At 69.5% G+C, this 25424-nt stretch carries 22 protein-coding genes and 3 pseudogenes; 16 read left to right on the plus strand and 9 right to left on the minus strand.

Going from position 1 to position 25424, the window contains the following annotated elements; translation table 11 throughout:
• Positions 1 to 1072 precede the first annotated feature (1072 nt).
• Positions 1073 to 1261, minus strand: coding sequence for a hypothetical protein (locus ACWD68_RS02865; protein WP_451804686.1), 189 nt, complete (start codon positions 1259 to 1261; stop codon positions 1073 to 1075).
• A gap of 473 nt (positions 1262 to 1734) precedes the next feature.
• Here ACWD68_RS02865 and ACWD68_RS02870 point away from each other — a divergent pair, with 473 nt between their 5' ends.
• The 4 genes and pseudogenes from ACWD68_RS02870 to ACWD68_RS02885 all read left to right on the plus strand — a co-directional run bounded on the left by ACWD68_RS02870 (position 1735) and on the right by ACWD68_RS02885 (position 5949).
• The gene (locus ACWD68_RS02870) at positions 1735 to 1899 is read left to right on the plus strand and encodes a hypothetical protein (protein ID WP_451804687.1); all 165 of its coding nucleotides are present in this window, start codon (positions 1735 to 1737) and stop codon (positions 1897 to 1899) included.
• A 124-nt stretch (positions 1900 to 2023) separates the two neighbouring features.
• Positions 2024 to 3865: pseudogene (locus ACWD68_RS02875) on the plus strand (recombinase family protein); the annotation flags it as partial.
• A gap of 129 nt (positions 3866 to 3994) precedes the next feature.
• Positions 3995 to 4345, plus strand: a pseudogene (locus tag ACWD68_RS02880) (AMP-binding enzyme); the annotation flags it as partial.
• Positions 4342 to 5949, plus strand: a complete 1608-nt coding sequence (locus tag ACWD68_RS02885; RefSeq protein WP_451804688.1) for an AMP-binding protein — start codon at positions 4342 to 4344, stop codon at positions 5947 to 5949. The pseudogene ACWD68_RS02880 and the gene ACWD68_RS02885, both read left to right, overlap by 4 nt.
• Positions 5950 to 5994: 45 nt before the next feature.
• Here the strand turns inward: ACWD68_RS02885 and ACWD68_RS02890 are convergent, their stop codons facing one another.
• Complete coding sequence (locus tag ACWD68_RS02890; RefSeq protein WP_451804689.1) at positions 5995 to 6942, minus strand: hypothetical protein; 948 nt, start codon at positions 6940 to 6942, stop codon at positions 5995 to 5997.
• Positions 6943 to 7145: 203 nt separating this feature from the next.
• Here ACWD68_RS02890 and gcl point away from each other — a divergent pair, with 203 nt between their 5' ends.
• From gcl to ACWD68_RS02905, 3 genes are all read left to right on the plus strand, one after another.
• Complete coding sequence (gene gcl, locus ACWD68_RS02895) at positions 7146 to 8930, plus strand: glyoxylate carboligase (protein WP_451804690.1); 1785 nt, start codon at positions 7146 to 7148, stop codon at positions 8928 to 8930.
• A gap of 98 nt (positions 8931 to 9028) precedes the next feature.
• Complete coding sequence (locus ACWD68_RS02900; RefSeq protein WP_451804691.1) at positions 9029 to 9496, plus strand: alpha/beta fold hydrolase; 468 nt, start codon at positions 9029 to 9031, stop codon at positions 9494 to 9496.
• A complete protein-coding gene (locus ACWD68_RS02905) occupies positions 9412 to 9936 on the plus strand; it encodes an alpha/beta fold hydrolase (RefSeq protein WP_451804692.1) in 525 nt (174 codons plus the stop codon). Before ACWD68_RS02900 ends, ACWD68_RS02905 begins: the two co-directional genes overlap by 85 nt.
• 430 nt (positions 9937 to 10366) lie before the next feature.
• Here ACWD68_RS02905 and ACWD68_RS02910 read toward each other — a convergent pair whose 3' ends face one another.
• The 4 genes from ACWD68_RS02910 to ACWD68_RS02925 all read right to left on the minus strand — a co-directional run bounded on the left by ACWD68_RS02910 (position 10367) and on the right by ACWD68_RS02925 (position 14589).
• Positions 10367 to 10597, minus strand: coding sequence for a hypothetical protein (locus tag ACWD68_RS02910; protein ID WP_451804693.1), 231 nt, complete (start codon positions 10595 to 10597; stop codon positions 10367 to 10369).
• A 442-nt stretch (positions 10598 to 11039) separates the two neighbouring features.
• Positions 11040 to 12497 (minus strand): catalase, encoded by a 1458-nt coding sequence (locus tag ACWD68_RS02915; protein WP_451804694.1) that lies wholly within the window; start codon positions 12495 to 12497, stop codon positions 11040 to 11042.
• 311 nt (positions 12498 to 12808) lie between these two features.
• Positions 12809 to 13705 carry a 2-hydroxy-3-oxopropionate reductase gene (locus tag ACWD68_RS02920; protein ID WP_451804695.1) on the minus strand — a complete coding sequence of 299 codons (897 nt, stop codon included), beginning with the start codon at positions 13703 to 13705 and terminating at the stop codon, positions 12809 to 12811.
• A gap of 44 nt (positions 13706 to 13749) precedes the next feature.
• On the minus strand, positions 13750 to 14589 hold the full coding sequence (locus ACWD68_RS02925) for a TIM barrel protein (protein WP_451804696.1): 840 nt from the start codon (positions 14587 to 14589) through the stop codon (positions 13750 to 13752).
• A 216-nt stretch (positions 14590 to 14805) separates the two neighbouring features.
• Between ACWD68_RS02925 and ACWD68_RS02930 the strand changes: the two genes are divergently transcribed.
• The 7 genes from ACWD68_RS02930 to ACWD68_RS02960 all read left to right on the plus strand — a co-directional run bounded on the left by ACWD68_RS02930 (position 14806) and on the right by ACWD68_RS02960 (position 20804).
• Positions 14806 to 15066, plus strand: coding sequence for a hypothetical protein (locus tag ACWD68_RS02930; RefSeq protein ID WP_451804697.1), 261 nt, complete (start codon positions 14806 to 14808; stop codon positions 15064 to 15066).
• The gene (locus ACWD68_RS02935; RefSeq protein ID WP_451804698.1) at positions 15063 to 15431 is read left to right on the plus strand and encodes a helix-turn-helix domain-containing protein; all 369 of its coding nucleotides are present in this window, start codon (positions 15063 to 15065) and stop codon (positions 15429 to 15431) included. Before ACWD68_RS02930 ends, ACWD68_RS02935 begins: the two co-directional genes overlap by 4 nt.
• A gap of 174 nt (positions 15432 to 15605) precedes the next feature.
• Positions 15606 to 16121, plus strand: a complete 516-nt coding sequence (gene uraD, locus ACWD68_RS02940) for a 2-oxo-4-hydroxy-4-carboxy-5-ureidoimidazoline decarboxylase (protein ID WP_451804699.1) — start codon at positions 15606 to 15608, stop codon at positions 16119 to 16121.
• The gene (gene uraH, locus ACWD68_RS02945; RefSeq protein ID WP_451804700.1) at positions 16118 to 16519 is read left to right on the plus strand and encodes a hydroxyisourate hydrolase; all 402 of its coding nucleotides are present in this window, start codon (positions 16118 to 16120) and stop codon (positions 16517 to 16519) included. Before uraD ends, uraH begins: the two co-directional genes overlap by 4 nt.
• A gap of 5 nt (positions 16520 to 16524) precedes the next feature.
• Entirely contained in the window at positions 16525 to 17448 is a 924-nt protein-coding gene (gene pucL / locus ACWD68_RS02950; protein ID WP_451804701.1) for a factor-independent urate hydroxylase, read from the plus strand.
• A gap of 182 nt (positions 17449 to 17630) precedes the next feature.
• Positions 17631 to 19007 carry an 8-oxoguanine deaminase gene (locus ACWD68_RS02955; protein ID WP_451804702.1) on the plus strand — a complete coding sequence of 459 codons (1377 nt, stop codon included), beginning with the start codon at positions 17631 to 17633 and terminating at the stop codon, positions 19005 to 19007.
• A gap of 462 nt (positions 19008 to 19469) precedes the next feature.
• Positions 19470 to 20804: a nucleobase:cation symporter-2 family protein gene (locus tag ACWD68_RS02960; protein ID WP_451804703.1), complete on the plus strand. Its 1335-nt coding sequence runs from the start codon at positions 19470 to 19472 to the stop codon at positions 20802 to 20804.
• A 130-nt stretch (positions 20805 to 20934) separates the two neighbouring features.
• Here ACWD68_RS02960 and ACWD68_RS02965 read toward each other — a convergent pair whose 3' ends face one another.
• On the minus strand, positions 20935 to 21750 hold the full coding sequence (locus ACWD68_RS02965) for a chitosanase (protein WP_451804704.1): 816 nt from the start codon (positions 21748 to 21750) through the stop codon (positions 20935 to 20937).
• Positions 21751 to 21969: 219 nt separating this feature from the next.
• Here ACWD68_RS02965 and ACWD68_RS02970 point away from each other — a divergent pair, with 219 nt between their 5' ends.
• Positions 21970 to 22608, plus strand: coding sequence for a TMEM175 family protein (locus ACWD68_RS02970; protein WP_451804705.1), 639 nt, complete (start codon positions 21970 to 21972; stop codon positions 22606 to 22608).
• A gap of 81 nt (positions 22609 to 22689) precedes the next feature.
• Here the strand turns inward: ACWD68_RS02970 and ACWD68_RS02975 are convergent, their stop codons facing one another.
• Positions 22690 to 24231, minus strand: a complete 1542-nt coding sequence (locus ACWD68_RS02975) for an MFS transporter (RefSeq protein WP_451804911.1) — start codon at positions 24229 to 24231, stop codon at positions 22690 to 22692.
• Positions 24232 to 24442: 211 nt separating this feature from the next.
• Here ACWD68_RS02975 and ACWD68_RS02980 point away from each other — a divergent pair, with 211 nt between their 5' ends.
• Positions 24443 to 24844 carry a winged helix-turn-helix transcriptional regulator gene (locus tag ACWD68_RS02980; protein WP_451804706.1) on the plus strand — a complete coding sequence of 134 codons (402 nt, stop codon included), beginning with the start codon at positions 24443 to 24445 and terminating at the stop codon, positions 24842 to 24844.
• A 33-nt stretch (positions 24845 to 24877) separates the two neighbouring features.
• Here ACWD68_RS02980 and ACWD68_RS02985 read toward each other — a convergent pair.
• Positions 24878 to 25298: pseudogene (locus ACWD68_RS02985) on the minus strand (acyl-CoA thioesterase).
• Positions 25299 to 25424: the final 126 nt, after the last annotated feature.

Consider the following 25424-nt stretch of genomic DNA (forward strand, 5'->3'; position numbering starts at 1 on the left):
TCCAACTACTGGCTCAAACGGGCCGAGCATCACACCTGGCCCCAACCCACCCACGCCGGCACCCAAGCCATCCACATCAAACGACCCCAACCACCCGCCCCAGACCCGTAAAGCAACGGCATTGCCGCTAGGGCGCGTATCGAGTCGTGATCAATCTATCGATTCGCCCCACCCTCGCCAGCCAGTCATTCGCCGGGCTCGCCAAGATCGAACACGCCACCCGCCTCGCAACATCCCAGCTCAACGCCCGAGCCCGGCCCTGAGTATGGGGCAGACCCGCATCACCAACACGCCTACTGCGACGCCGAGATGTGTACATCCAATGAGGAATCCGGCACTAGGTGCTCCAGATGAACATCAACGTTGCGAAGCCAAGGCTGGCGACGGCAACGAACGTCGCGCCGGCCCAGGCGACCGCAGTGGCTGCGCTGGTACCAAGGGCGGCACCGAGAACGCCGGCCAGAAGCGCTACGACCATCGCGCCCAGGAGCACAACGAGGACCCACGGCGCCTTCGATCGCTGAACGAGGGGAGTACTCACCTCTGTTCCCTTCCCTGCTAGGGGAGGGCGGCAGGTCGAGAAGTCCCAGCAGGGCAGCTCTCAACCGAGCCACCCCGCAAATATGGGCTGCTTCGGTTGAGGTTGCTGCCGATGGGTCAGGACCTCGGTCACGCACTGACGTCATTCTGTATCGGGCGACGTCGAGCCCTTGAACGGCCCAGCCCACTCGACATCCATCGCTGCCGAGGCCGGGTTACTCTCCCCCTGGCGCTACTTTCCGATTACCGAAGATACCGGAGAGCCCCCTGTATGGGGAGTGTGCGTCTTCACGGCGTTCGTACCGCCGACGACGTGATCCACGGCCGGACCTCCGTTGTCCATGGCCGGAAGCGGTAGGACGACAAACGGCCCCCGCCGAAGCGGGGGCCGTTTCACCTACCTACTCAAGTGTCAGCAAGAGAAACGGGAAGGCGTCGCGCGAGAGTAGCACCCGCTCTCGCCAGGGACAGCACCAGTCTCGCCGGTCTGCTGGCTGGAGAAGAGGCACCGCCGTGACTCGCGGACATCCCGTTACCGTGTCGGCCACATCAGTGCACAGGCCCCGAGGCCGAGGCCGCCTGTACCCACCCATACGGCGACGCCAATACCCAGCGTGACCCCCGTGTCTCCGCCGCAGGTCCAAGCGATGATGCCGCCCAGAAGACCTGCCGCCATGGCGAGCGCGAATACCGCGATCAACCAACCCGCCTTGCCACTCACGTCGACTCTTCCTTTCACCTGAGAGGTGGCAGGTCGAGAAGTCCCGGAAGGGCAGCTCTCAACCGAGCCACCCCACTGACTGTATGGGTCGCTGGTTGAGACCTGCCCGGTGGCGACAGAACTCAGGTAACGCAACTTCGGGCAGCGTGTACGCACGCAGAGGCGTACTCGGTTCGGAGCGGGTCGCGCTGCCGCAGCCCACTCATGTCTTACCTGTCCTACTAACGGCAGCCACCGACTGCCGGGACAGGCTCTGTCTCGTTTCCTAAAAACATCGGCACTCCGGATGCGGTGCGCCGCGACAGGGAGCATAGCGCAACCGCGAGACCACGCAAAGTCACTGAGGGGTGGCCGGTTGCCTCTCGAAGGCTTGTGGAACAAGTTGAGCAACAAGTTGGGTTGCCCGCCCGACATCGAGTCGGCGTGCCCAGCCGGCGGCTCACACCTCAGAGCACGCCGCGCAAGGAGCTGGAATGGACAAGCGGGTCAACGCCATCCCGCTGCACCGGAAGAACCGGGCACCGGACGTAGAAGTCCGTTGGACCCCCGCAGAGCACACCGACCCCGGCGCCTACCCGAAGCTCCTCGAACTTCCCTTCCTCCCTCACGCCGCGGGTGACCAGGCAAAAGCTGGCTAACTCCCAGTCAAAAACCACCATAAGTCGGTAAGGTCCCCAGAAACACGAGTGACCCTGGCAGCTTGCGACGCGGGCCGGGGTCACTCTGTCAGTCTCAGGGAGACATGACGTGCCACAGAGTCTCATGTCCAACATCGACGTCGTTGCCAGAGCTGGCAGTGGCGTCGATACCTTGCGCGCCGTTGACTACCTTCGAGTTTCCACCGAGGAGCAGAAAAAGGGCTACGGCATCAGCTACACCGGCAAGCGCACCAAGAACCACATCACCAAGAAGGGCTGGGAGTACGTCGGCAGCTACGCCGACGAGGGGTACAGCGGCAGCCTCGACCACAATGAGCGCCCCGCCCTCAAGCGCCTCATAGCCGATGCCCAGCAAGGGCCGCGACCCTTCGACGTGGTCGTCGTGTCCGAGGAGCGGGCCATCGGCCGACGCGACCGCGCCTTCTGGCCCTGGGTGTGGAAGCTCGAAGACCTCGGAATCTCCGTCGCCATCGTCCGCGGTGACTACGACAACACAACCGAAACCGGCCGCTCGCGCATGCGCAAGGAAGCCGACCGCGCCGAAGACGAGCGCATCACCATCCGCGACCGAACCCAAGGCGGCCGACAGGAGAAGGCCGAACTCGGCGGCCATGACGGCGGCGTAGCCCCCTACGGCTACATCATCGAGAACCGGGGCAAGCGTGGAGAGAGCCGCCTCATCCTCGACACCGGGGACAAACACGAGGCGTACCCCACCCTGCACGGCGCCTGGAGGTACATCGTCCAGGAAGGGAAGAACCCGGCGGAGGTCGAAGACCTTTTCAATGCCGAAGGTGTTCCCGGCCCTACCAAGGACTACTGGCCGAGAGGCTCCCTCCGCCACGTCCTGATCGGCCGCGCCGTCCAGGAGGCCAAGCGCGTCTTCCGTGACCCCGAGAGTTCCAAGACAAAGCTGGGGCCGGACGGCAAGCCTCTCTACGGCGCCACGGTGACCATCGAGCTTGACCCCATCTTCTCCGAGGAAGAGCTGACGCTCCTCAACACGGCACTCGCCAGGACGTCACGCGGTCCGAGCATCGCGGAAGGCGTCACCCATCCGCTCAGCAGGCACGTCTACGGCGAGTGCGGCAACGTTTTCACCGGAGTGAGCTGGGGCGGAGCCACGGCCAACAGGGAGCGCGCGTACCGCTGCACCGGCCGGCTGACCAAGCGGAGGGGCAGCGAGCAGGAGTGCCGGACATGCATGCAGATCGATGCCGCGGCTCTCGAGAGCAGGGTCTGGGACGAGATCTGCGCGATGCTCGAAGACCCCGAGAGGCTTCGCGGCATGGCCGATGCCTGGGTCGAGATGGTGAAGAGCAACGGTGTCGACTACGCGGCCCGGATCGACGAACTCGGCGAGCAGATCGAGGAGAAGGAATTCGCCATCGACGCCACCACGGCTGCCACGGCGGCAAGGTGCGGGCGTCGGGGTCTCGACAAGCAGGCGACCCAGGAAGCCATCGAGCGTGCCACGCGCGAACTTGAGACGGAGCTTGCCAGCCTGGAAGACCTCAAGCGCGAGGCAGTCGCCTGGCAAGCCGAGATGGACAACAACGTCGCCCGTGCGCAGGACCTTCAGCGGCTCTCCGAGATCGCCCAGGCCCATCTCCACGCGATGGATGCCCGACAGAGGGAGGACATCATCGACCTCCTCAACCTCAAGGTCACGGTCCTCGGCCCGGTTCCTCGCCGGAAGACCCGCAAGGGCGACCTGATCAGCCTCTGGTTTCGCGAGCGCGAACGAGTGGTGCCCACACTGACCGATGAGGCGTGGGCCGTCGCCAACCGCGTCATCCACAAGCCGAAGGGGCGTCGCGCCAGCAATCCCCGCGCTCTCGTTGACGCCATCTTCACGAAGGCTCGTAGCGGCTGTGCGTGGAAGAGCCTGGAGTACGGCGATGTCGCCAGTATCTTCAAGCGGTGGTACGGCAACGGCACGTGGGAGGAACTCATGGACGCTTTGGCGGACTTCCCCGGCATTCCGGCGGCGGACAGCGTGGTGCTTCCGCCTCTGCGGATTGAGGGGCGCGTCGACCCCCGCCTCCTGATTCACCAAGATAATCCGGCGGGCGACGACGTCTTCAAGGCCTCCGACTACAAGATCTCGCCCTTCGAGCTGGAGAGCGCGCTCCTGGAGCACGAGGCGGTCGCCGAGGCCGCCGTGGTCCCGGCACCCGACGAATTGCGCCTCGCCGTGCCGAAGGCGTACATCGTGCTCGCGGCCGGGTACGAGCCGGGCCCCGACACCGCCAAGGTGCTCTTCGAGCACGCGCGTTCGGTGCTCGCGCCGTACAAGCGCATCCGCCGCCTGGAGTTCGGCGAGCTGCCCAAGACCGTCTCCGGCAAGATCCGCCGGATCGAGCTGCGCGAGGCCACGGCCGCCGGCTCGGACGCCGAGTACCGCGAGGAGGACTTCCGGTGAGTGAGCAGTCGTACGCACACGGGACGAGCGGCACGGCGCTGCTCGGCGACACCATCGGGGCCAACCTCGACCGCGCGGTACGGGCCTGGCCGGACCGTGAGGCGCTCGTCGACGTGCCGTCCGGGCGCCGCTGGACGTACGCGCAGTTCGGCGCCGCCGTCGACGAGTTGGCGTACGCGCTGCTCGCCACTGGCATCGCCAAGGGCGACCGGGTGGGCATCTGGGCGGTCAACTGCCCGGAATGGGTCCTCGTCCAGTACGCCACCGCCCGCGTCGGCGCGATCATGGTGAACATCAATCCGGCCTACCGCACCCACGAGGTCGAGTACGTCCTCGGCCAGGCCGGCATCTCGCTGCTCTTCGCCTCCCTCAGCCACAAGACCAGCGACTACCGGGCGATGGTCGAGGAAGTGCGGGGCAGATGCCCACGGTTGAGGGAGACCGTCTACATCGGCGATCCGAGCTGGGACGCGCTGCTGAGGCACGGAACCCCTGACCTGTACGAGGACCTCCACGTCCGCGCGAGCGAGCTGTCCTGCGACGACCCCATCAACATCCAGTACACGTCGGGGACGACGGGTTTCCCGAAGGGGGCCACGCTCTCCCACCACAACATCCTCAACAACGGTTACTTCGTCGGTGAGTTGATCGCCTACTCCGAACAGGACCGGATCTGCATCCCCGTGCCGTTCTACCACTGCTTCGGCATGGTCATGGGCAATCTGGCCGCCACCTCGCACGGCGCCTGCATGGTCGTCCCCGCCCCGTCGTTCGACCCGGCGGCGACACTGAAGGCCGTGCAGCAGGAGCGGTGCACGTCGCTCTACGGCGTACCCACCATGTTCATCGCGGAGTTGAACCTCCCCGACTTCGCGACGTACGACCTGTCCACCCTGCGCACCGGCATCATGGCGGGCTCGCCCTGCCCGGTCGAGGTGATGAAGCGGGTGGTCGCCGAGATGCACATGGAGGAGGTCTCCATCTGTTACGGCATGACGGAGACCTCGCCCGTCTCGCTGCAGACCCGCCGGGAGGACGACCTGGAACACCGCACGGGCACGGTCGGCCGGGTCCTGCCGCATCTGGAGGTGAAGGTAGTCGACCCGGTTGACGGCGTGACCCGACCGCGCGGCAGCGCCGGAGAACTGTGCACCCGCGGATACAGCGTCATGCTCGGCTACTGGAACGAACCCGAGAAGACCGCCGAGGCCGTCGACCCCGGGCGCTGGATGCACACCGGGGACCTGGCGATGATGCGCGAGGACGGCTACGTGGAGATCGTCGGCCGCATCAAGGACATGATCATCCGCGGCGGCGAGAACATCTACCCCCGCGAGATCGAGGAGTTCCTGTACGCCCATCCGAAGATCGCCGACGTCCAGGTGGTCGGCATCCCGCACGAGCGCTACGGCGAGGAAGTGCTCGCCTGCGTCATCCCGCGTGATCCGGCCGACCCCCTCACCCTGGACGAGCTGCGCGCCTTCTGCGAGGGCAGGCTGGCGCACTACAAGATCCCCAGCCGGCTGCGCGTCCTTGAGTCCTTCCCGATGACGGTGTCGGGGAAGGTGCGGAAGATCGAACTGCGGGAGACGTACGCGGAGTAGGCCCCCGCGTGCCGGTGCCGGTACCCGTGCATGCCCTGCCGGTGGTCAGCCCGTGACGGCGATGAGGTCGTCGGCCGGGCTGTTCACCGGCTGCGGGGTGCCCGTGAGGTCAAGGACGAACAGGGGGACGCGGAGGGTGTCGGCGCGGGCGCGGGCGTCGTCGGCGTAGCCCGCGAGGGAGAAGAACGCGCACTCCGCCGACTCCGTCATGGCCGTCAGCCACAGGCACTCCACGTCGCGCAGCGAGGCCGGCCGTACGGTGGGGGCCACCTGGGCCAGGATGCCGCGCGCGGCGAGTCCGATCCCGGACGGGGGCCGCTGGTCGGCGCGCCGGATGTCGCGGTAGCCCAGCCAGCGCAGATACAGCGCGGCCGCGGTGACGGCGTCGCGGGCCGTGCGGATGGTTACCGGCTGGAACGCCGGTCGGCGGGCGGGGGACACGTCACGCCCGATCCGCCGCCCCGCACCCGTCGACGCACTCGCCCCGGCACCTTGTTCCCGCTCGCCGTCCGCGAGCCTGTTTCCGCCTCCGTCAGGAGGACCGGACTCGTCGCCGTTACGGCGGTTCCTCGCGGCGGCGTTCCGGTGGCCGGCCTCGTCGCCGCCCCGCGCCGATGCGTCGGTGCCGTCGCGTTCCGTGGTGTCGGTGGCGCCCGGCGCCGTCTCCGCGCCGCCCGGCCGGTGGACGGCTCGCACCCCGCGTACCGGAATCCGCAGCGTCGTTCCGCAGGGGCAGCCCAGCTCCGGTCGGGGCCACTCGGTCTCGCGGCCGCACGCCTCGCAGCGGACCTCGGCCCAGTCCTCGTCCCACGCGCGATGGGTGACGGGCGTCGGCTCCGCGAGGCGGTCGAGCGCTGTCGTCACGGGCGCTCCGCACACACAGGGATAGGACGGAGCCGTGTACAGGTGCTCGCGGCGGCAGGCCGGGCACCGCACCGGCACGCTCTCGGCCATGGCCCACTCCAGGAGGTCACGTCGGGTCAGCGCGTCCATCGTCCTCCTGCCGGGAGGCGTCCGGCAGCGAAACGGCGTGACGTCCACCGGCCGGATCCGTCGCGGGGCCCACCCTTGACGCTCCTTGCTCCGGCGCCTACATTATTTCCAGATAGTAGAAGTTAGTTTCCGCAATACGGAAGTTCAGCTCTCCGCGGGGCGCGACGGGAGCAGGAATCCGACAGCCGAAGCAGGAGTACTCCATGGCTCGTATGACCGCTGCCCGCGCGGCAGTCGAGATCCTCAAGCGCGAGGGCGTCAGCGCCGCGTTCGGCGTCCCGGGTGCGGCGATCAACCCCTTCTACGCGGCGCTCAAGGCGTCCGGCGGGATCAGCCACACCCTCGCCCGGCATGTCGAGGGTGCCTCGCACATGGCGGAGGGCTACACCCGTACGCACCCGGGCAACATCGGCGTCTGCATCGGTACGTCGGGCCCGGCCGGAACCGACATGATCACCGGCCTCTACTCCGCGACCGGCGACTCGATCCCGATCCTGTGCATCACCGGCCAGGCGCCGACCGCGGTCATCCACAAAGAGGATTTCCAGGCCGTCGACATCGCGTCGATCGCCAAGCCCGTGACGAAGATGGCCGTCACCGTGCTGGAGGCCGCGCAGGTTCCCGGCGTGTTCCAGCAGGCGTTCCACCTCATGCGCTCCGGGCGCCCCGGGCCGTCCCTCATCGACCTGCCCATCGACGTCCAGCTCACCGAGATCGAGTTCGACCCCGAGACCTACGAACCGCTCCAGGCCTACAAGCCGGCCGCGACCCGCGCCCAGATCGAGAAGGCGATCGGGCTGCTGAACGCCTCCGAGCGTCCGCTGATCGTGGCCGGCGGCGGTGTCATCAACGCCGACGCGGCCGAACTCCTCGTCGAGTTCGCCGAGTTGACGGGCACCCCGGTCGTGCCGACGCTCATGGGCTGGGGTGTCCTGCCCGACGACCACGAGCTCAACGCCGGCATGGTGGGCCTGCAGACCTCGCACCGCTACGGCAACGCGACCTTCCTCGAGTCCGACTTCGTCCTCGGCATCGGCAACCGCTGGGCCAACCGGCACACCGGCAAGCTGGACGTCTACACGGCCGGACGGAAGTTCGTGCACGTCGACATCGAGCCCACCCAGCTCGGCAAGATCTTCGCGCCCGACTACGCCATCGCCTCCGACGCCAAGGCCGCTCTGGAGCTCTTCGTCGAGGTGGCAAGGGAGTTGAAGGCGGCGGGCAGGCTCCCCGACCGTTCCGGGTGGGCCGCCTCCGCGCAGGAGAAGAGGGCCACCCTCCAGCGCCGGACGCACTTCGACGACATCCCGATCAAGCCGCAGCGCGTCTACGAGGAGATGAACAAGGCCTTCGGCCCGGAGACCCGGTACGTCTCCACCATCGGCCTCTCGCAGATCGCCGGCGCCCAGATGCTGCACGTCTACCGGCCCCGCCACTGGATCAACTGCGGCCAGGCGGGCCCGCTCGGCTGGACCATCCCGGCCGCGCTCGGCGTCGCCAAGGCCGATCCGGACGCGCAGGTGGTCGCCCTGTCCGGCGACTACGACTTCCAGTTCATGATCGAGGAACTGGCCGTCGGCGCCCAGCACAGGATCCCGTACGTCCATGTCCTGGTGAACAACGCCTACTTGGGCCTGATCCGGCAGGCGCAGATCGGCCTGGACATCAACTTCCAGGTCAACCTCGAGTTCGAGAACATCAACTCCCCCGAGCTGGGCGTCTACGGCGTCGACCACATCAAGGTCGTCGAGGGCCTCGGCTGCAAGGCGATCCGGGTCACCGACCCGAGCGAACTCGGCGCCGCCTTCGAGCAGGCCAAGAAGCTCGCCGCCGAGTTCCGGGTCCCGGTCGTCGTCGAGGCGATCCTGGAGCGCGTCACCAACATCGCCATGAGCAGGACGAACGACATCGGAAACGTCGTGGAGTTCGAGGAGATCGCGACCGAGCCGGGCCACGCGCCCACCTCGATCCGGACGCTGAAGGTCTGACGAAGGCGCTCGTTCGCGCGAGAGGGCGGCCCACCCCGGGGGATGGGCCGCCCTCTCGCGTTGTTCCCAGGCGCGGGCGGGTCCGGCATGCTCGCCCCATGCGGATGACCGTCCCCACCCCCCTCGGCGACATCGCCGTACGCTGCTTCCCCCCGTATCCCGGCGCCCGGCCGGAGGGGACCTCCGTCCCGCCCGACGCGCCCGCCCTGCTGCTTCTGCACGCCAATCCCGGGGACGGCCGTGACTTCGACGCCGTGCTGCCCGCCCTCGCCGACCGGTACCGCACGTTCGTCGTGGACTGGCCCGGGTACGGCGACTCCACCGCGCCCGAACCCGGGCGGGTCACTCCCGAGGGGCTGGTGGAGGTCGCGGAGCGGGTGCTCGACGCGCTCGCCGAGGAGCAGGGGGTGCGGGAGGTCGCCGTGCTCGGCAACAGCGTCGGCGGCTATGTCGCCTGCCGCCTCGCCGAAGGCCCCGCGCCGTGCCGGTCGTCGCGCTCGTCCTGGTCGACCCGGCGGGCTTCACCCGGCACACCGCGTTCACCCGCTGGTTCTGCCGCGAGGTGATGGGCCGTCCCGCCCGAGCCCGCCGGCTGGTCGTCCCGCTGGCCCGCGCCTATCTGGGCCGGCTCGGCACGCCGAGCGCGCGGGAGACGTACGCCCGCGTCCGCCAACTGCCCCACGACGAGCGGAGACTGGCGGTGCACTGCGCCGTCTGGCGCGGTCTCGCCGCCCCGGAGTTCGGCCTCGCGGACCCCGCCGCCCTGGATCTGCCGATCCTGCTCCTTTGGGGGCGCCGCGACCCGGTCGTCCCCGCTCTCCTCGACGGCCGCCGCGCCCAACGCATGCTCCCCGCAGGAACGTTGAGTGTTCTGCTGCCCACGGCCCACGAGCCGTACAACGAACGCCCGGGCCTCTTCCTGCGGCACGTCCTGCCGTTCCTGAAGGACCCGCGGGCGGTCGGTACGAGCCGCGTCCGGAGCCCCAGCAGGCCCCGTCGCCGGTGAGGCCGATGCCGCCGCCTCCGCCACCTTCGTCGTCCCGGGGCGGCCCGTGCTCCGCCGGACCGCCGAGGCCGGTCCGGACCGCCACCGCGGCACCCCGCGGACGCGCGGCGAGCGCGGTGACCCTCACGGCCCGGTGGGGCCCTCACGCAGCAGCGCGACGGTCCGAGGCCTTGGCCCGACCGCCGCGCTCCCACTCATGGTGCTTCCCCCGTGCCCCCGTGCTTCCCCCGTTCGGGACCCGCCGCCCCCGTGCCGGCGGGCCCCGTGTGCCGAGAATGTGCCTCATCCGGCGGCAGGAGAAGCCCCTGGGGCAGTGTTCAGAGGTTGATTTGAGGGTTCCGTAGGCCCTCTACGCCCGCTTGCGTACGTCTGGAGCCCGTTTACCGCCCGTTTCCGCTCGCGGCCCGGCAGGTGCCCGCGGCCCTCGACCTCAGCCACCCGTGTGCTCCGAGAGGCCGGGCCAGTCGTCGGGGCCGCCGCCCTGCCACTCGATGATGTCGCTCTCCTCGACCTCGATCGCGTCGAGGTCGACGTCCGCCTGGCGCAGGATCTCGACCACGTCGTCGAGGTGGTACGCGATGCCGAGCGCCCGGTCGCCCTCGGTGACCCGCCGCGATCCGTCCAGCCCCGGTGTGTGCACCACGATCCTGGGAAATTCCATGCCGTCAGCCTCCATGCTCCCAGGCTGCTGCGCATGACCGGAATCCGCACCCGGAGGCCGGTCCTCCGCGCACGGCACGGCGGAGCGCCGGGTACGGGACCGTCCGTACCCGGCTCTCCGCCGGTGAGGCATGGGTTGTTGCCGTCCGACGGCGCGAGGCTGGGCGCGACAGTACGTTCGCGCCGCCGGACGGAGCGGGCGGGCCCTGGTGGGCCGATGTGGCCTGGACCGCGGCGGATGCGACGGAACCGTGACGCCTCTTCCCTCAGGTCGAGAAGCGGGTCCCGGGACCTTGACCACCGCACTGGCTCGCATGCCGCCGCGGTCCTTGCCTCGCCCGCGGTCCTGTCGCGCGGCCACCCCTCATCCGGGCCGCTCGATCCACCGCGGGCTGCGCGTACCGTCCCGACCTCCCGTCGAGGGCGGTACGCGAGTCGGGTTCTCAGTCCTCGCGCAGGGCGTGGACCGCTTCCTCCACCCGCTTGCCGTACTCCGGGTCGGCGGCGTGGAAGTGGGCGAGGTTCTTCTCGACGACGTCGTCGCGGGAGACCTGCGCGAGGCCGCCCGCGATGTTCGCGACCAGCCGGGACCGCTCCTCGGCCGACATCAGCCGGTACAGCTCGCCGGCCTGGAAGAAGAGGTCGTCCTTGGTGTGCTGCGGCGCCTCGTGGGTGCCGGTGTGCCCGGTGACCGCGAGCGGGGCCGACAGCGGGCGGCCGGTCTCGGCCGGGCCGTCGTAGGAGTTCGGCTCGTAGTTCTTCGCGGCCCGGCCCTGCGCGTTGGACGCCATGAGGCCGTCGCGGCCGTAGTTGTCCGCGGTGGTGGCCCTCGGCGCGTTCACCGCGAGCTGCGTGTGGTTGACGCCCAGGCGGTAGCGGTGCGCGTCCGCGTAGGCGAACAGGCGGCCCTGGAGCATTTTGTCGGGGGAGGGGCCGATGCCCGGAACGAAGTTGTTCGGGGAGAACGCGGCCTGCTCGACCTCGGCGAAGACGTTGTCGGGGTTGCGGTCGAGGACCAGCCGGCCCACGCGCTGGAGCGGATGGTCCGCGTGCGGCCACACCTTCGTGAGGTCGAAGGGGTTGAAGCGGTACTCCGCCGCCTCGGCCGCCGGCATGATCTGCGCGTACAGCGTCCAGGACGGGTTCATGCCCCGCTCGATGGCCTGGAGCAGGTCCGTCTGGTGGGAGTTGGGGTCCTTGCCCGCGAGCTCCTGCGCCTGCTCGGTGGAGAGGCTGCGGACGCCCTGGTTCGTCTTGAAGTGGTACTTGACGAAGTAGGCCTCGCCCTCGGCGTTCGTCCACTGATAGGTGTGCGAGCCGTAGCCGTTCATGTGGCGGTACGACGCCGGGATGCCCCGGTCGCCCATCAGCCAGGTCACCTGGTGCGTGGCCTCGGGCGCGTGCGCCCAGAAGTCCCAGACGTTGTCCGGCTCCTGCCTGCCCGTGAACGGGTCGCGCTTCTGGGAGTGGATGAAGTCGGGGAACTTGATGGGGTCCTTGATGAAGAAGACCGGGGTGTTGTTGCCGACGAGGTCGTAGTTGCCCTCGGCGGTGTAGAACTTCACCGCGAAGCCCCGGGGGTCGCGGACGGCGTCCGCCCCGCCGAGGTTGTCGGCGACGGTCGAGAAGCGCAGGAAGACCTCGGTGCGTTTGCCGACGGTGTCCAGGAAGTCGGCGTGGGTGAAACCGGTGACGTCGTCCGTGACCTCGAAGTAGCCGTAGGCGCCGGAGCCGCGGGCGTGCACCACCCGCTCCGGGATGCGCTCGCGGTTGAACCGGGCGAGCTTCTCCAGGAGGTGCTGGTCCTGGAGGAGGAGCGGGCCACCGGCGCCGGCGGTGGCGGAGTTCTGGTTGTCGGCGACAGGGGCGCCGGACTCGGTCGTGAGCACGCGCTTCGACATCGTGGACCTTCCGTACGAGAGGGCAGCGGGATCAGCGGAAATCCTCTTCCGCTATGTGGACATCTACCGCTTGGTGGAGCCTAGGTTCGGGGCGAACTCAGCGTCAACAGTTTGTTGAAGACAGATCCGGGCCGCGGCGGCGCCTGGGCGCGACAGGACAGGTGTCAGCGCCGCCGCGGCCCGGAAATCGAGGGGCCGGAAGTCGGTGGGCCCGGAAGCTCGAGGAGTCCGGAAGCTTGAGGACTCCGGGCAAGGCCCGGCCGGTCGTCGGCGGGCTCTCCGCCGGTCCCGGGCCGCTTTCCGGCCGTGGTTCAGATCTTGGCGCCGGAGAGGCGCTCGACCGCGCGCAGCAGCGCGGAGTGGTCCAGGCCGCCGTCGCCCTGGGCGCGCAGACTGGCGACGAGCTGGGCGACCACGGCACCGACGGGCAGTGCGGCGCCGACGTTGCGGGCGGCATCGGTGACGATGCCCATGTCCTTGTGGTGCAGGTCGACGCGGAAGCCGGGCTTGAAGTCGCGGTTCAGGAAGTTGTCCTTCTTGCGGGCCAGCACGGTGGAGCCCGCGAGACCACCGCCGAGGACGTCGAGCGCGGCCTTGAGGTCCACGCCGGACTTCTCCAGGAAGACCACGGCCTCGGCGCACGCCTGGATGTTCACGGCGACGATCAGCTGGTTGGCCGCCTTCACGGTCTGGCCCGAGCCGTGCGGGCCGCACAGCACGATGGTCCTGCCGAGCGCCTCGAAGATCGGCTCCGCCTCGTCGAAGTCGGCCTGCCCGCCACCGGCCATGATCGACAGTACGGCCTCGATCGCACCGGCCTCGCCGCCGGACACGGGGGCGTCGAGGACGCGGATGCCCTTGTCCTCGGCCGCCTTCGCCAGGTCGACCGAGGTCTGCGGGGTGATCGAGGACATGTCGACCAGCAGCGCGCCGGACTTCGCGTTCTCCAGGATGCCGTCGGGGCCGTACGCGATGGCCTCGACCTGCGGGGAGGCGGGCACCATCGTGATCACCACGTCGGCGTCACGCACGGCCTCGGCGATCGAAGCGGCGGCGGTGCCGCCCGCGGCGGCCAGGCGCTCCAGCTTGTCCTGTTCCAGCGTGAAGCCGGTGACGTCGTACCCGGCCTTGATCAGGTTCTCCGACATGGGCGAGCCCATGATGCCGAGACCGATCCAGGCCACCTTGGGGAGATTGCCGTTGCTCATGAGGGTGCCTCTCTGAGATCTCTGCTGCGTGTTCGGGGTGCCGCTCAGCGGGCGGCTCGGGCAGCGGGGGGCAGCCAGTCGAAGGCCTCCGCGCTCGGCCGGTCGCCCGGCTTGTACTCCAGGCCGACCCAGCCCGCGTAACCGGCCTTGGCCAGCTGGTCGAGGAGCTCCTCCAGCGGGAGGGTGCCGGTGCCCGGGGCGCCGCGGCCGGGGTTGTCGGCGATCTGCACATGGCCGGTCCGGTCGGCGTGGGCGGCGATCACCTGCGGCAGGTCCTCGCCGTTCATGGAGAGGTGATACAGGTCCATGAGGAACTTGGCGTTGCCGAGGCCGGTCGCCCGGTTGACCTTGTCGACGATGCCGACGCCGGCCGGGGCGGTCACCAGTGGGTAGAGCGGTGACTCCGGCCGGTTGAGGGTCTCGACGAGAAGGATCGCGCCGATCCGGTCCGCGGCCCGGGCCGCGAGGACCAGGTTCTCCAGCGCGAGCGCGTCCTGCTCGGCCGGGTCCACGCCCTCGACGCGGTTGCCGTACAGGGCGTTGAGCGCCTTGCAGTCCAGCGACCGGGCGAAGCCGGCGGCCACGTCGATGTTGGCGCGGAACCTCTCCGACTCCTCGCCGGGGATCGACAGGGCGCCCCGGTCGGGGCCGGGCAGCTGCCCGGCGTAGAAGTTCAGCCCCGTCAGCTGGACGCCCGCGTCCTCGATCGCCTTCTTCAGGGCGTCGAGTTCGGACTGCTCGGGAGCGGGGGAGTCGACCCAGGGCCACCACAGCTCGACCGCGGTGAAGCCCGCCGCGGCGGCGGCCGCGGGGCGCTCCAGGAGCGGGAGTTCCGTGAAGAGGATCGACAGGTTGACGTTGAAGCGCTGGTCCGCGAATCCCATGGGTTCGGCGCTCCCTTCCGTACTGGCGGCCGTGCTGGCGGCCGGGCCGGCGGTTCGAAGTGATTCCGTATTGCGGAAGTTCGTTTCTGCTTAATGGAAGATTGCCGTCGGGTGTCGGAGCTTGTCAAGGGGGCGCCGAGGGTGAAGCCGTCCCTGTGGCGGGCGCGGGCCCGAGGGGGCTGCCGGGATGTCCGCGGCGCGCAGTAGGTTGAGCCCGTGCGATTGAGAGTGGAGTTCACGACCGAGCCCTTCGACCTCGACGAGGCGCCGCGGCACGCGCTGGTCGCCCGTGAGGTCATCGAGGCGGCCGAGCTGGACGCCGTGGACGTCGGTCCGTTCGGCAACACCGCGGAGGGTGGCGCGGACGCCGTGCTCACCGCCGTCGACGATCTGCTGCGCAGGGCTCTGGAGGCGGGCGCCACCCGGGTCTCCCTCCAGGTGAACGTCGTGGGCGCCGCCGGGGAGGGTGATAAGTGACCGGAACCGGGGGCGACCCCTTCGTCGCTGCGGTCAAGCCGCTGGTCGACGCCATGGGGGGCGAACTGCTGCCGCCCGAGCGGGCCGGCGTCGACGATGTCGTGCTGTCCTGGGAGGGCGCGGACGTCGTCGCCGTGCGCCTGCCCCAGCTCGCCGACTCGCTCGACCACATCCTCGCCGCCCTGGAGCGCAAGCGGGGCAAGCCGCTCGCCGAGCTCGACCGCAAGGCCAAACAGGAGATCGTGCGCATACTGGAAGCGCGCGGGGCCTTTTCCGTGCGGCACGGTGTGGAGACCGTGGCGAGCGCGCTCGGCGTGAGCCGGTTCACCGTCTACAACTACCTGAATCGCGAAAAGGGCACCTGACCAGCGAAAACGCGTCTCAGGGCGGCCGGGGTCCCGCTGCCGTCACCCGCCGCCGTCCGGCTCGATCGGGCGGCGGTTTTTGTAACCCGAAGTTTTCAACAAAGTGTTGACGTGGTGTTTCCGAGGGCGTTAGCTAATCCGCAGCCCGTCCAGCACAAGGCCACGGAGGCTCCCGTGACGTCTAGTACGACACCTGGCGGCCTCGCCCGCTTCAACGCCCTGGAGGAGCGTGCGGCCTTCGCCACCCTGCACGAGGCCTGCGCCTCCCGGGCATGGGCCGAACAGCTGCTCGCCGCCCGCCCCTGCGCCACCGCCGAGGACCTGTACGCCGCGAGCGACGCCGCCATGGCCGAGCTGACAGACGCGGACCTGGCCGAGGCGATGGCCGGGCACCCGCCCATCGGGCGCCCGAAGCCCGGCGATCCGGCCTCCTCCCGGGAACAGCGCGGCATGGCCGGCGCCTCCGAGGAACTCAAGGAGGAGATGCTCGAACTGAACCTGGCCTACCAGGAGAAGTTCGGCCACGTCTTCCTCATCTGCGCCACCGGCCGGACCGGCGAGCAGATGCGCGACGCGGTCAAGGAGCGGATCGGCAACTCGGCCGGGCAGGAGCGCGAGATCGTCCGCGTCGAACTGGGGAAGATCAACCGCATCCGGCTCGGCCATCTCGTACAGGAAGAAGAGGCATGAGCACCGACACCACCGCCTCCGTGTCCACCCACATCCTGGACACCAGCGTCGGCCGCCCCGCCGAGGGCGTCGCCGTCCAGCTCGCCGCCCGCGCCGGGCGTGCCGGGCACTGGCAGGCGCTCGGCGGCTCCGCGACCGACGCGGACGGCCGGTGCAAGGACCTTCCGGCCCTGCCGGAGGGCACGACCCACGTACGGCTCGACTTCGCGGTCGAGGCGTACTTCGAGTCGGATTCAGCGACACAGCAAGCCGATGCGCAGCAGGACGCCCCCGCGAATCGGGACAGCGAGACGTTCTTCCCCGAGGTGGCCATCACCTTCGCCGTCAGGCCGGGCGAGCACTACCACGTACCGCTGCTGCTCAACCCGTTCGGCTACTCCGTTTACCGAGGGAGCTAGCAGACATGCCCACGATTCTTGGACAGAACCAGTACGGCAAGGCCGAGAACCGCGTCGTCAAGATCACCCGCGACGGCGACACGCACCACATCAAGGACCTGAACGTGTCCGTCGCGCTGAGCGGCGACATGCAGGAGGTCCACCTCTCGGGCTCCAACGCGAACGTCCTGCCGACGGACACCACCAAGAACACGGTGTACGCCTTCGCCAAGGAGCACGGCATCGAGTCCGCCGAGCAGTTCGGCATCCATCTGGCCCGGCACTTCGTGACCAGCCAGGAGCCGATCAAGCGGGCACGCATCCGTATCGAGGAGTACGCCTGGGAGCGCATTGAGACCTCGGAAGCCAACTCCCGGTTCATCGGCGCGGACGAGGTCAAGCACTCCTTCGTCCGCAAGGGCCAGGAGACCCGCGTCACCCAGATCACCTACGACGGTGAGACCTGGGAGGTCATCTCGGGCCTGAAGGACCTCGTCGTGATGAACTCGACGAACTCCGAGTTCTGGGGCTACGTCAAGGACAAGTACACGACGCTCCAGGAGGCGTACGACCGCATCCTGGCGACCCAGGTCTCCGGCCGCTGGCGCTTCAACTGGACCGGCGACGAGCAGAAGATGCCCAACTGGGAGAAGTCCTACGACCAGGTCAGGAAGCACATGCTCCAGGCCTTCGCCGAGACCTACTCCCTCTCGCTCCAGCAGACCCTGTACCAAATGGGCTCGCGGATCATCAACAACCGCAGCGAGATCGACGAGGTCCGCTTCTCGCTCCCGAACAAGCACCACTTCCTTGTCGACCTGAAGCCGTTCGGCCTCGAGAACGACAACGAGGTCTACTTCGCGGCCGACCGTCCGTACGGGCTCATCGAGGCCACCATCCTGCGGGACGGCTGCGAGCCGCACATCCCGGTGGACCTCACCAACCTGTAGTACCGCACCGGCGGTCCGCACGGACCGCCCCGCGGAACTGCCGCTGTACCCCCGACGCGTGCGCCGGCGTCAAGTCCCAGGGGGAGAGCGGGGGCATCTGCGCAACCACAGCACCACGGACCCGGTCGTCACCCCGCTCGGCCCCCGGGTCCGTCCGCCAATGGGAAGAACGAGGAACCGCCGTGGCAGTCCAGCGCATCGTCATCGAGAACTGCGCCATCGCGACCGTGGACGCGGGCGACACCGAGTACGCCTCGGGACACATCGTCGTCGCCGGCAACAGGATCGAGTCGGTGGGCCCCGGAAAGGCCCCCGACATCCTGGAGAACGTGGTCCGCCGCATCGACGGCACGGGCCATCTGGCAACGCCCGGTCTGGTGAACACCCACCACCACTTCTACCAGTGGATCACCCGAGGCCTCGCCACGGACCACAACCTCTTCAACTGGCTCGTCGCGCTGTACCCGACCTGGGCGCGCATCGACGAGCGGATGGCCTACGCGGCCGCCCAGGGCTCCCTCGCCATGATGGCCCGCGGCGGCGTCACCACCGCCATGGACCACCACTACGTCTTCCCCAGGGGTTCCGGCGACCTGTCCGGCGCCATCATCCGGGCCGCTCGCGAGACAGGCGTCCGGTTCACCCTCGCCCGCGGCTCCATGGACCGCAGCGAGAAGGACGGCGGACTGCCGCCGGACTTCGCCGTCGAGACCCTCGAAGGGGCACTGGCCGCCACCGAGGCGACCGTCGACGAACACCACGACGCCTCCTTCGACGCCATGACCCAGGTCGCCGTCGCGCCCTGCTCCCCCTTCTCCGTCTCCACCGAACTCATGAAGCAGGGCGCCGAGTTGGCCCGCCGCAAGGGCGTACGGCTGCACACGCACGGTTCGGAGACCGTGGAGGAGGAGCAGTTCTGCAAGGAACTGTTCGGCATGGGTCCGACCGAGTACTTCGAGTCGACCGGCTGGCTCGGCGAGGACGTGTGGATGGCGCACTGCGTCCACATGAACGACTCCGACATCGCCGCCTTCGCCCGTACGAGGACAGGCGTGGCGCACTGTCCCTCCTCCAACGCCCGGCTGGCCGCGGGGATCGCGAGGGTCCCCGACATGCTGGCGGCCGGCGTGCCGGTCGGCCTCGGCGTCGACGGCACCGCGTCCAACGAGTCGGGGGAACTCCACACCGAGCTGCGCAACGCCCTGCTCATCAACCGGCTCGGCGCCCACCGCGAGGCTGCCCTGAACGCCCGTCAGGCGCTGCGTCTCGGCACCTACGGGGGCGCCCAGGTCCTCGGCCGCGCGAGCCAGATCGGCTCCCTGGAGGCGGGCAAGCTCGCCGACCTGGTGCTGTGGAAGCTCGACACCCTGGCGCACGCCTCGATCGCCGACCCGGTGACGGCGCTGATCTTCGGCGCCGCCGCCCCGGTCACCCTCTCGCTCGTCAACGGAAAGGCGGTCGTCGAGAACAGCCGCCTGCTCAACGTCGACGAGGACGCCATCGCCCGCTCCACGCGGGACGAGGCGCAGCGCCTGGCGCGGATCGCCGCGCGGGCCTGACCACCGAAGAACTCCGGCCGAGGGGGACGGCCCTCGGCCGGTAGCCGTGGACCCGAGCGGGGTCCACGGCGGCCGTAGCCGGGGCGTGCATGGACGTGCGCGCCCCGGAACGGTCCCCGCCGCGCGGACGCCGTGTCCGCGCGACGGTCATCGTCCCGGTCCCGCACGACCGCGCATCACCTCCCTGACACCCACGTCCACGACGACGTGTACCCGACCGGAGGAGCCGCCGTGGCCGCCCAGCCCGAGCCCAGCACCGATGCACGACCAACTGGAGAAGCCGGATCGACCGGAGAAGCCGGATCGACCGGAGGGACCCGATCGATCGGAGAGACCGGATCGACTGGAGCGCCCCGATCGACCGGAGAGACCGGAACACCCGGAACACCCGGAGCACCTGGACCAGCCGGAGCGGCCATCGGGTCGAAGCACCCGGTCGACGAGAAGCTGCCCGCCCTGAAGATGGCGGCCAGCGGACTGCAGCACGTGGCCGCCATGTACGCCGGAGTCGTCGCCCCGCCCCTGATCGTCGGCGCCGCGGTCGGTCTCTCCGCCACCGAACTCACCTTCCTCACCGGCGCCTGCCTGTTCACCGCGGGGCTCGCCACCTTCCTCCAGACCCTCGGCTTCTGGAAGATCGGAGCCCGGCTGCCCTTCGTCAACGGCGTCACCTTCGCCGGCGTCGCACCGATGACGGCGGTCGCAGCCTCCGCCAGGGACAAGAGCGACGCCCTGCCGATCATCTTCGGCGCGGTCATCGTCGCCGGCGTCCTCGGATTCATCGCGGCCCCCGTCTTCAGCAGGGCCGTCCGCTTCTTCCCGCCCGTCGTCACCGGCAGCGTGATCACGCTCATCGGCGTCTCGCTGCTGCCAGTCGCCTTCGGCTGGGCGCAGGGCCCGAACCCCGCGGCGGACGACTACGGTTCGCGGACCTTCCTGGGCCTCGCGGCGGTGACCCTCGTCATCGTCCTGCTGCTGCGCCGCTTCACCCGCGGCTTCGTCAAGCAGATCGCGGTCCTGCTCGGCCTGGTCGCCGGCACACTCGTGGCGATCCCCTTCGGCGTCACGGACTTCGGGCCGGTGGCCGACGCGGACCTGGTCGGCTTCCCGACGCCGTTCCACTTCGGTGCCCCGCAGTTCCAGCTCGCCGCGATCCTCTCGCTCTGCGTGGTGATGGTCGTCTCGATGACCGAATCGACCGCGGACATGCTGGCGTTGGGCGAGATTGTGGAGCGCCCCGCCGACGAGAGGACCATCGCGGCCGGACTGCGCGCCGACACCCTCGGCTCGGCCCTGAGCCCGCTCTTCAACGGCTTCATGTGCAGTGCCTTCGCCCAGAACATCGGCCTTGTGGCGATGACGAGGATCCGCAGCCGGTACGTCGTCGCCACCGGTGGCGGCTTCCTGGTGCTGATGGGACTGTGCCCGATGGCCGCGTCGCTGATCGCCGTCGTACCGCGCCCGGTGCTCGGCGGGGCGGGTGTCGTCCTGTTCGGCTCGGTCGCGGCCAGCGGTATCCAGACCCTGGTCAGGGCGGGCCTGGAGAAGGACAACAACGTGCTGATCGTGGCCGTTTCCCTCGCGGTCGGCATCATCCCGATCACCGCGCCCGAGTTCTACCACGCGTTCCCCCGGACCGTACGGATCGTCCTCGACTCCGGGATCTCCACGGGCTGTGTCGCGGCCGTCGTCCTCAACCTCGTCTTCAACCACCTCGGCAGGGGACGCGAGAACGCGGGCGAGGTGACCCACCCCATGGAGGCGGGCGAGGACCTCAAGGCGGTACCGGCCCACTGAGACGGGCGGGCACCGCCGCCCTGAACCGCCTTCGGGGCCCAACGGCCCCCTGGGTGAACGGACTTGGTGAAGGGACCACGGAGGGCGCGGCACCGAGTACGTGCCGCGCCCTCCGCCCGTTCCGCGCCCGTCAGCCGATGTGGAAGCTGTCGCCGTAGACCTTCCAGTCCAGCGGTGTGTTGAGGTTCAGGTTGCGGTTGCGCAGGAAGACCCGCTGCGCGGTGTCGACCCGACTGGTGTCGGAGTGGGCCTCCTCCTGCTTCATGGCCCACACGCGCGCGTCGAGGAAGGCGTTCAGATACGTCACCTCGTCACCGCCCTGGGCCGGCGGCCTGGCCCTCGCCAGGGCGCGCCGCCGGATGCTGCCGAAGCTGGTGCTGTCGCCGCCGTCGCCGTGCATCACGATGGCGTCGTAGTACGTGAACTGCCCGAGGACCCCGATGCCGTCGGTCTTGCCCTGCCGCACGGCGGGGTTGAAGTAGACACGGTCGCGCTCGTCGTTCTGCGCCTGCTGGAACGCCGAGTCCTGGGCGGCCCGGCGCCAGTCGGCGGGGAAGCCGGGGTCCAGGCCCTCGTGCGAGTCGCTGCCGTCGACCTCCCGCAGTGCGGGCAGGTACTTGGCCAGGACGTTGCCGGGCTTGCGCTGGGTGTACAGCTCGACGAGGTCGAGCATGTCGTGGGTGCCCGAGCAGAAGCCGATGATCCCGGCGGTGTAGCCGCGTCCGTCGCCGATGTCCTCGATGTACTTGTACTGCGCCTTCCAGTCCAGCGAGGAGTTCTCCGCGCTGGAGACCAGCTTCATGGCGATCTCCTTCTTCGCCGGGTCGTCCAGGCCTGCCAGGGCGGCGGTGGCGGTCTGGGTGGCGATGAGGGGGCCGGCCACCAATGAGGCTCCGATCAGGGTGAGCAGGGTGCGACGCGATGTGCCTATGTGGGGGGTGTGCACGGTACCTCCGATGGGGGAGTGATGCTGCCGCGTACTGTTAGGAAAGTTTCCTACCAGAGATTGCAGGCGACGTATACCCGCTGGGCGAGGGCGAGTTGACGCTTCGGGGCTGCCTGTCGAGCCGCGTCGGGTTACGGTCTGAGCGCATGAACGGCACGGACGGCACAGAAGTCGCACGAGAATCACGTGCGGACGCGGTCACAACGGGGAGAGTCGGTCATGAACGAGTCGGGCCGTGTGGAGGCCTTCAGCGATGGTGTGTTCGCCATCGCCATCACGCTGCTGATCCTGGAGATCAAGGTCCCCGAGGTCGGTGAGCACGGCGGTCTGTGGCACGCGCTGGGGGAGCAATGGCCCTCCTACGCCGCCTACGTCGTCAGCTTTCTGGTGATCGGCATCATGTGGATCAACCACCACCAGGTCTTCAGCTACGTCGCCCGGGTCGACCGCACCCTGATGTTCCTGAACCTGCTCCTGCTGATGGTGGTGGCGGCCATTCCCTGGCCGACGGCGATGGTCGCGGAGTACCTGCGCGAGGGCGGGCCGTCCCATGTCGCCGCCGCCGTCTACAGCTTGGTCATGGTCGCCATGGCCCTCGCGTTCCAGGCCGTGTGGTGGCACCTCACCCGCACCGGGCGCCTTCTCGACAGCCGCGTCGACCTGGAGGGCGCCCGGCGCACCCGGGTCCGCTTCGCCCTCGGCTCCCTCGCCTATCCGGCGGCGGTCGCCCTGTCCTTCGTCTCGGCGCCGCTGACCCTGGCGGCGCACGGGCTGCTCGCGATCTACTACGGCTTCAACCAGGTGCCGGTGCCGCTCCGTACACCCGGCACGGACGGGTCGGCGCAAGAGGACCGATGAGCCGGCGGGATCGGACCGATGAGGGTCGCCGCGGGCGGTGTGCCCGCAGGGGCGGCCGCGGCCGATCGCGCCCGCGGGGGATCAGCCGAGGGTGTTCGCGCGGGTGAGTCCGGCGGTTGTGGCGGCTCCGTCCGGCGCGGGCATGTCCGACGTCTCCGGCCGGATCGTGCCCGGTGCCTTCCTCGTGGTCGCGTCCGACGTCTTTGGCCGCCCTTCCGTGCCTGCCGGAGACCGCCCATCGGGCGTGCCGCCGGTCTCGGGTGCCTCCTCCGCCGGGGCGGTCGGGGAGCCGTTGCCGGGGCGCAGGAGGGCGGCGGCCAGTGCCAGAGCCGTGGCCGCGACGGCGGTGGCCACCGTGAAGGCCAGCCGGTAGCCGTCCGCGGTCGCCGCGACGACGTGCTCGCCCGCGCCGGTCAGCCGCTCGGTGCGGTTCGCGGCCAGCGTCGTCAGTACGGCGAGACCCAGTGAACCGCCCACCACCTGCGTGGTGTTGAAGAGCCCGGAGGCCAGACCCGCGTCCTCCTGACGGGCGCCGGACATGGCGAGCCCCGTCACCGCGGGCATCGCGGCCGCGAATCCCGCGGAGAGCAGGAGCAGCGGGGGCAGCACGTCGGCGGCGTACGAGCCGTCGACCGGGGCCCGGCTGAGCAGGGCCATGCCCGCTGTGATGAGGGCGAGTCCGGCGAGCAGGACCCGGTACGGACCGAAGCGGGCGATCGTGCGCGCCGACAGGGTCAGCATCAGGACCCCGATGGCGATCGGCGCGGGCAGGAACGCCGTACCGGTGAGCAACTCGCCGTAACCCAGAACGCGTTGGAGGTAGAGCGCGCCGATGTACTGGAAGCCGTACATCCCGGCGATCATCAGGATCTGCACACCGTTCGCGCTCGTCAGGGTCCGGGAGCGCAGCAGTCGCAGCCGCAGCAGGGGGCGGGCGGTCCGTGTCTGGCGCACGGTGAATCCGGCGAAGAGAGCGACCGCGAGTACGCCGAGCGCGATTGTGCCGCCGAGACCCCGCTCCCCGTAGCCGACGATCGTGTACACCGTCAGCATCAGCGCACCCGTGACCAGGGCCGCGCCGGGATAGTCGGCGCCCCTGCCGAGGCCGACTCCCTTGTCCGGGGCGAGGACGCGCAGCGCGGCGACCCAGGCCAGCACGCCGATCGGCAGGTTGATCAGGAAGATCCAGTGCCAGTTGAGAGCCTGTGTCAGCGCGCCGCCGAGGAAGGTGCCGAGCGCCCCGCCCGCGGCGCCGACGGCGCTGAACACCGCGATGGCGCGGCCCTGTTCGCGGGGCTCGGGGAAGAGGGCCACGAGCATGCCGAGGACGACGGCCGAGGTCATCGCCCCACCGACGCCCTGGAGGGCGCGGGCCGCGACCAGCATGCCCTGACCGTCGGCGACCCCGCACAGCACCGACGCCGCGGTGAACACGGCGAGCCCCGCCGCGAACATCCGCCTGCGGCCCACCAGGTCGCCGAGCCTGCCCGCGAGCAGCAGCAGTCCGCCGAACGGGATCAGATAGGCGTTCACGACCCAGGCGAGCCCGGGAGCGGAGAAGCCGAGGTCGCTCTGGATGGCGGGCATGGCGACGGTGACGATGTTCCCGTCCAGGATCGTCATCAGGGTGCCCGCGCACAGGACGACGAGCGAGGCCCACCGGGAGTAGGTTCGTGGTGTCGGCGAACTCGCCGGCTCGGTCCGGGACTGCATGACGGTGGCCTCCGTGTCCTCCATGGACCGTATCGATTCCATGGACGCCCTTCCTTGGTGCACGACTTGTAACGGGGTACATCGTCAGTGACCATGGAGACCGGCATAAGGAGGCACTTCGATGTCCCAGGGGAACACCGGTGTTACCTCGCAGGCAGTGCTCGCGCAGGCGTGCCCGGTCCGCGAGGTTCTTGACAGGGTCGCCGGAAAATGGAGCGTGCTGATCATCGTGGCCGCCGCGCACGGCCCGATCCGTTTCACCGAACTGGAGCGCAGCATCGAGGGGATCAGCCGCCGCATGCTGACCCTCACCCTGCGCAATCTCGAGCGCGACGGCCTTGTCACCCGCACCGTCCATCCCACGGTGCCGCCGAAGGTCGAGTACGAACTCACCCCGGTGGCACGTGAGTTGCACGTGACGTTGCTCTCCCTGACCGACTGGGCCGAGCGGCACCGTGTGGCGATCGCCGAGTCCCGCGCGGCCTACGACGCCGAGCACCGGCCGGAGTTGCTCGACGCGTAGCCGCGAAACGCGTGGCGGAGCGGCCCGGTGAGGTCAGAGACCCATCGGGCCCGGGTCGGCCGCCAGTGACTTGAAGGCGTCCCGCGGGCCGGACACCAGGCGGCGCTCCGAGGTCCATCAGCCCGCCGACCGCCGTGATCTCGGCCGCCACCGTGCCGTCGGTCTTCCTGATGGTCTGCTCGATACGGAAACTCTTGCCCTCGCCCCAGAGGAAGGTGCACGTCACCTCGACCTCGTCGCCGGCCCGCAGTTCGCGCCGGTAGCGGATGGTCGTCTCCAGCGCGACCGGGCCCACGCCCCGGGCCGCCAGGACCGCCTGGCTGATCCCGGCCGCCTGGAGTACCGACCAGCGGGCGTGTTCGGCGTACTGGAGATACACGCTCTGGTTGAGATGCCCCTGCACATCGGTCTCGTACCCACGAACGGTCACGGGGACGGAAAACGGCTCTGCCACGACTTTCCTTTCGACAACGACAACGACAGCGACAACGGCTTCGGCGGCTGCAACGCGACAGCGGCTTCGGCTGATGCGGCGGCCGCCACGACAGTAACCGCAGCGACGGCTCCCGAGGCTCCGGCC

It is taken from the genome of Streptomyces sp. NPDC005141 (assembly GCF_053599975.1).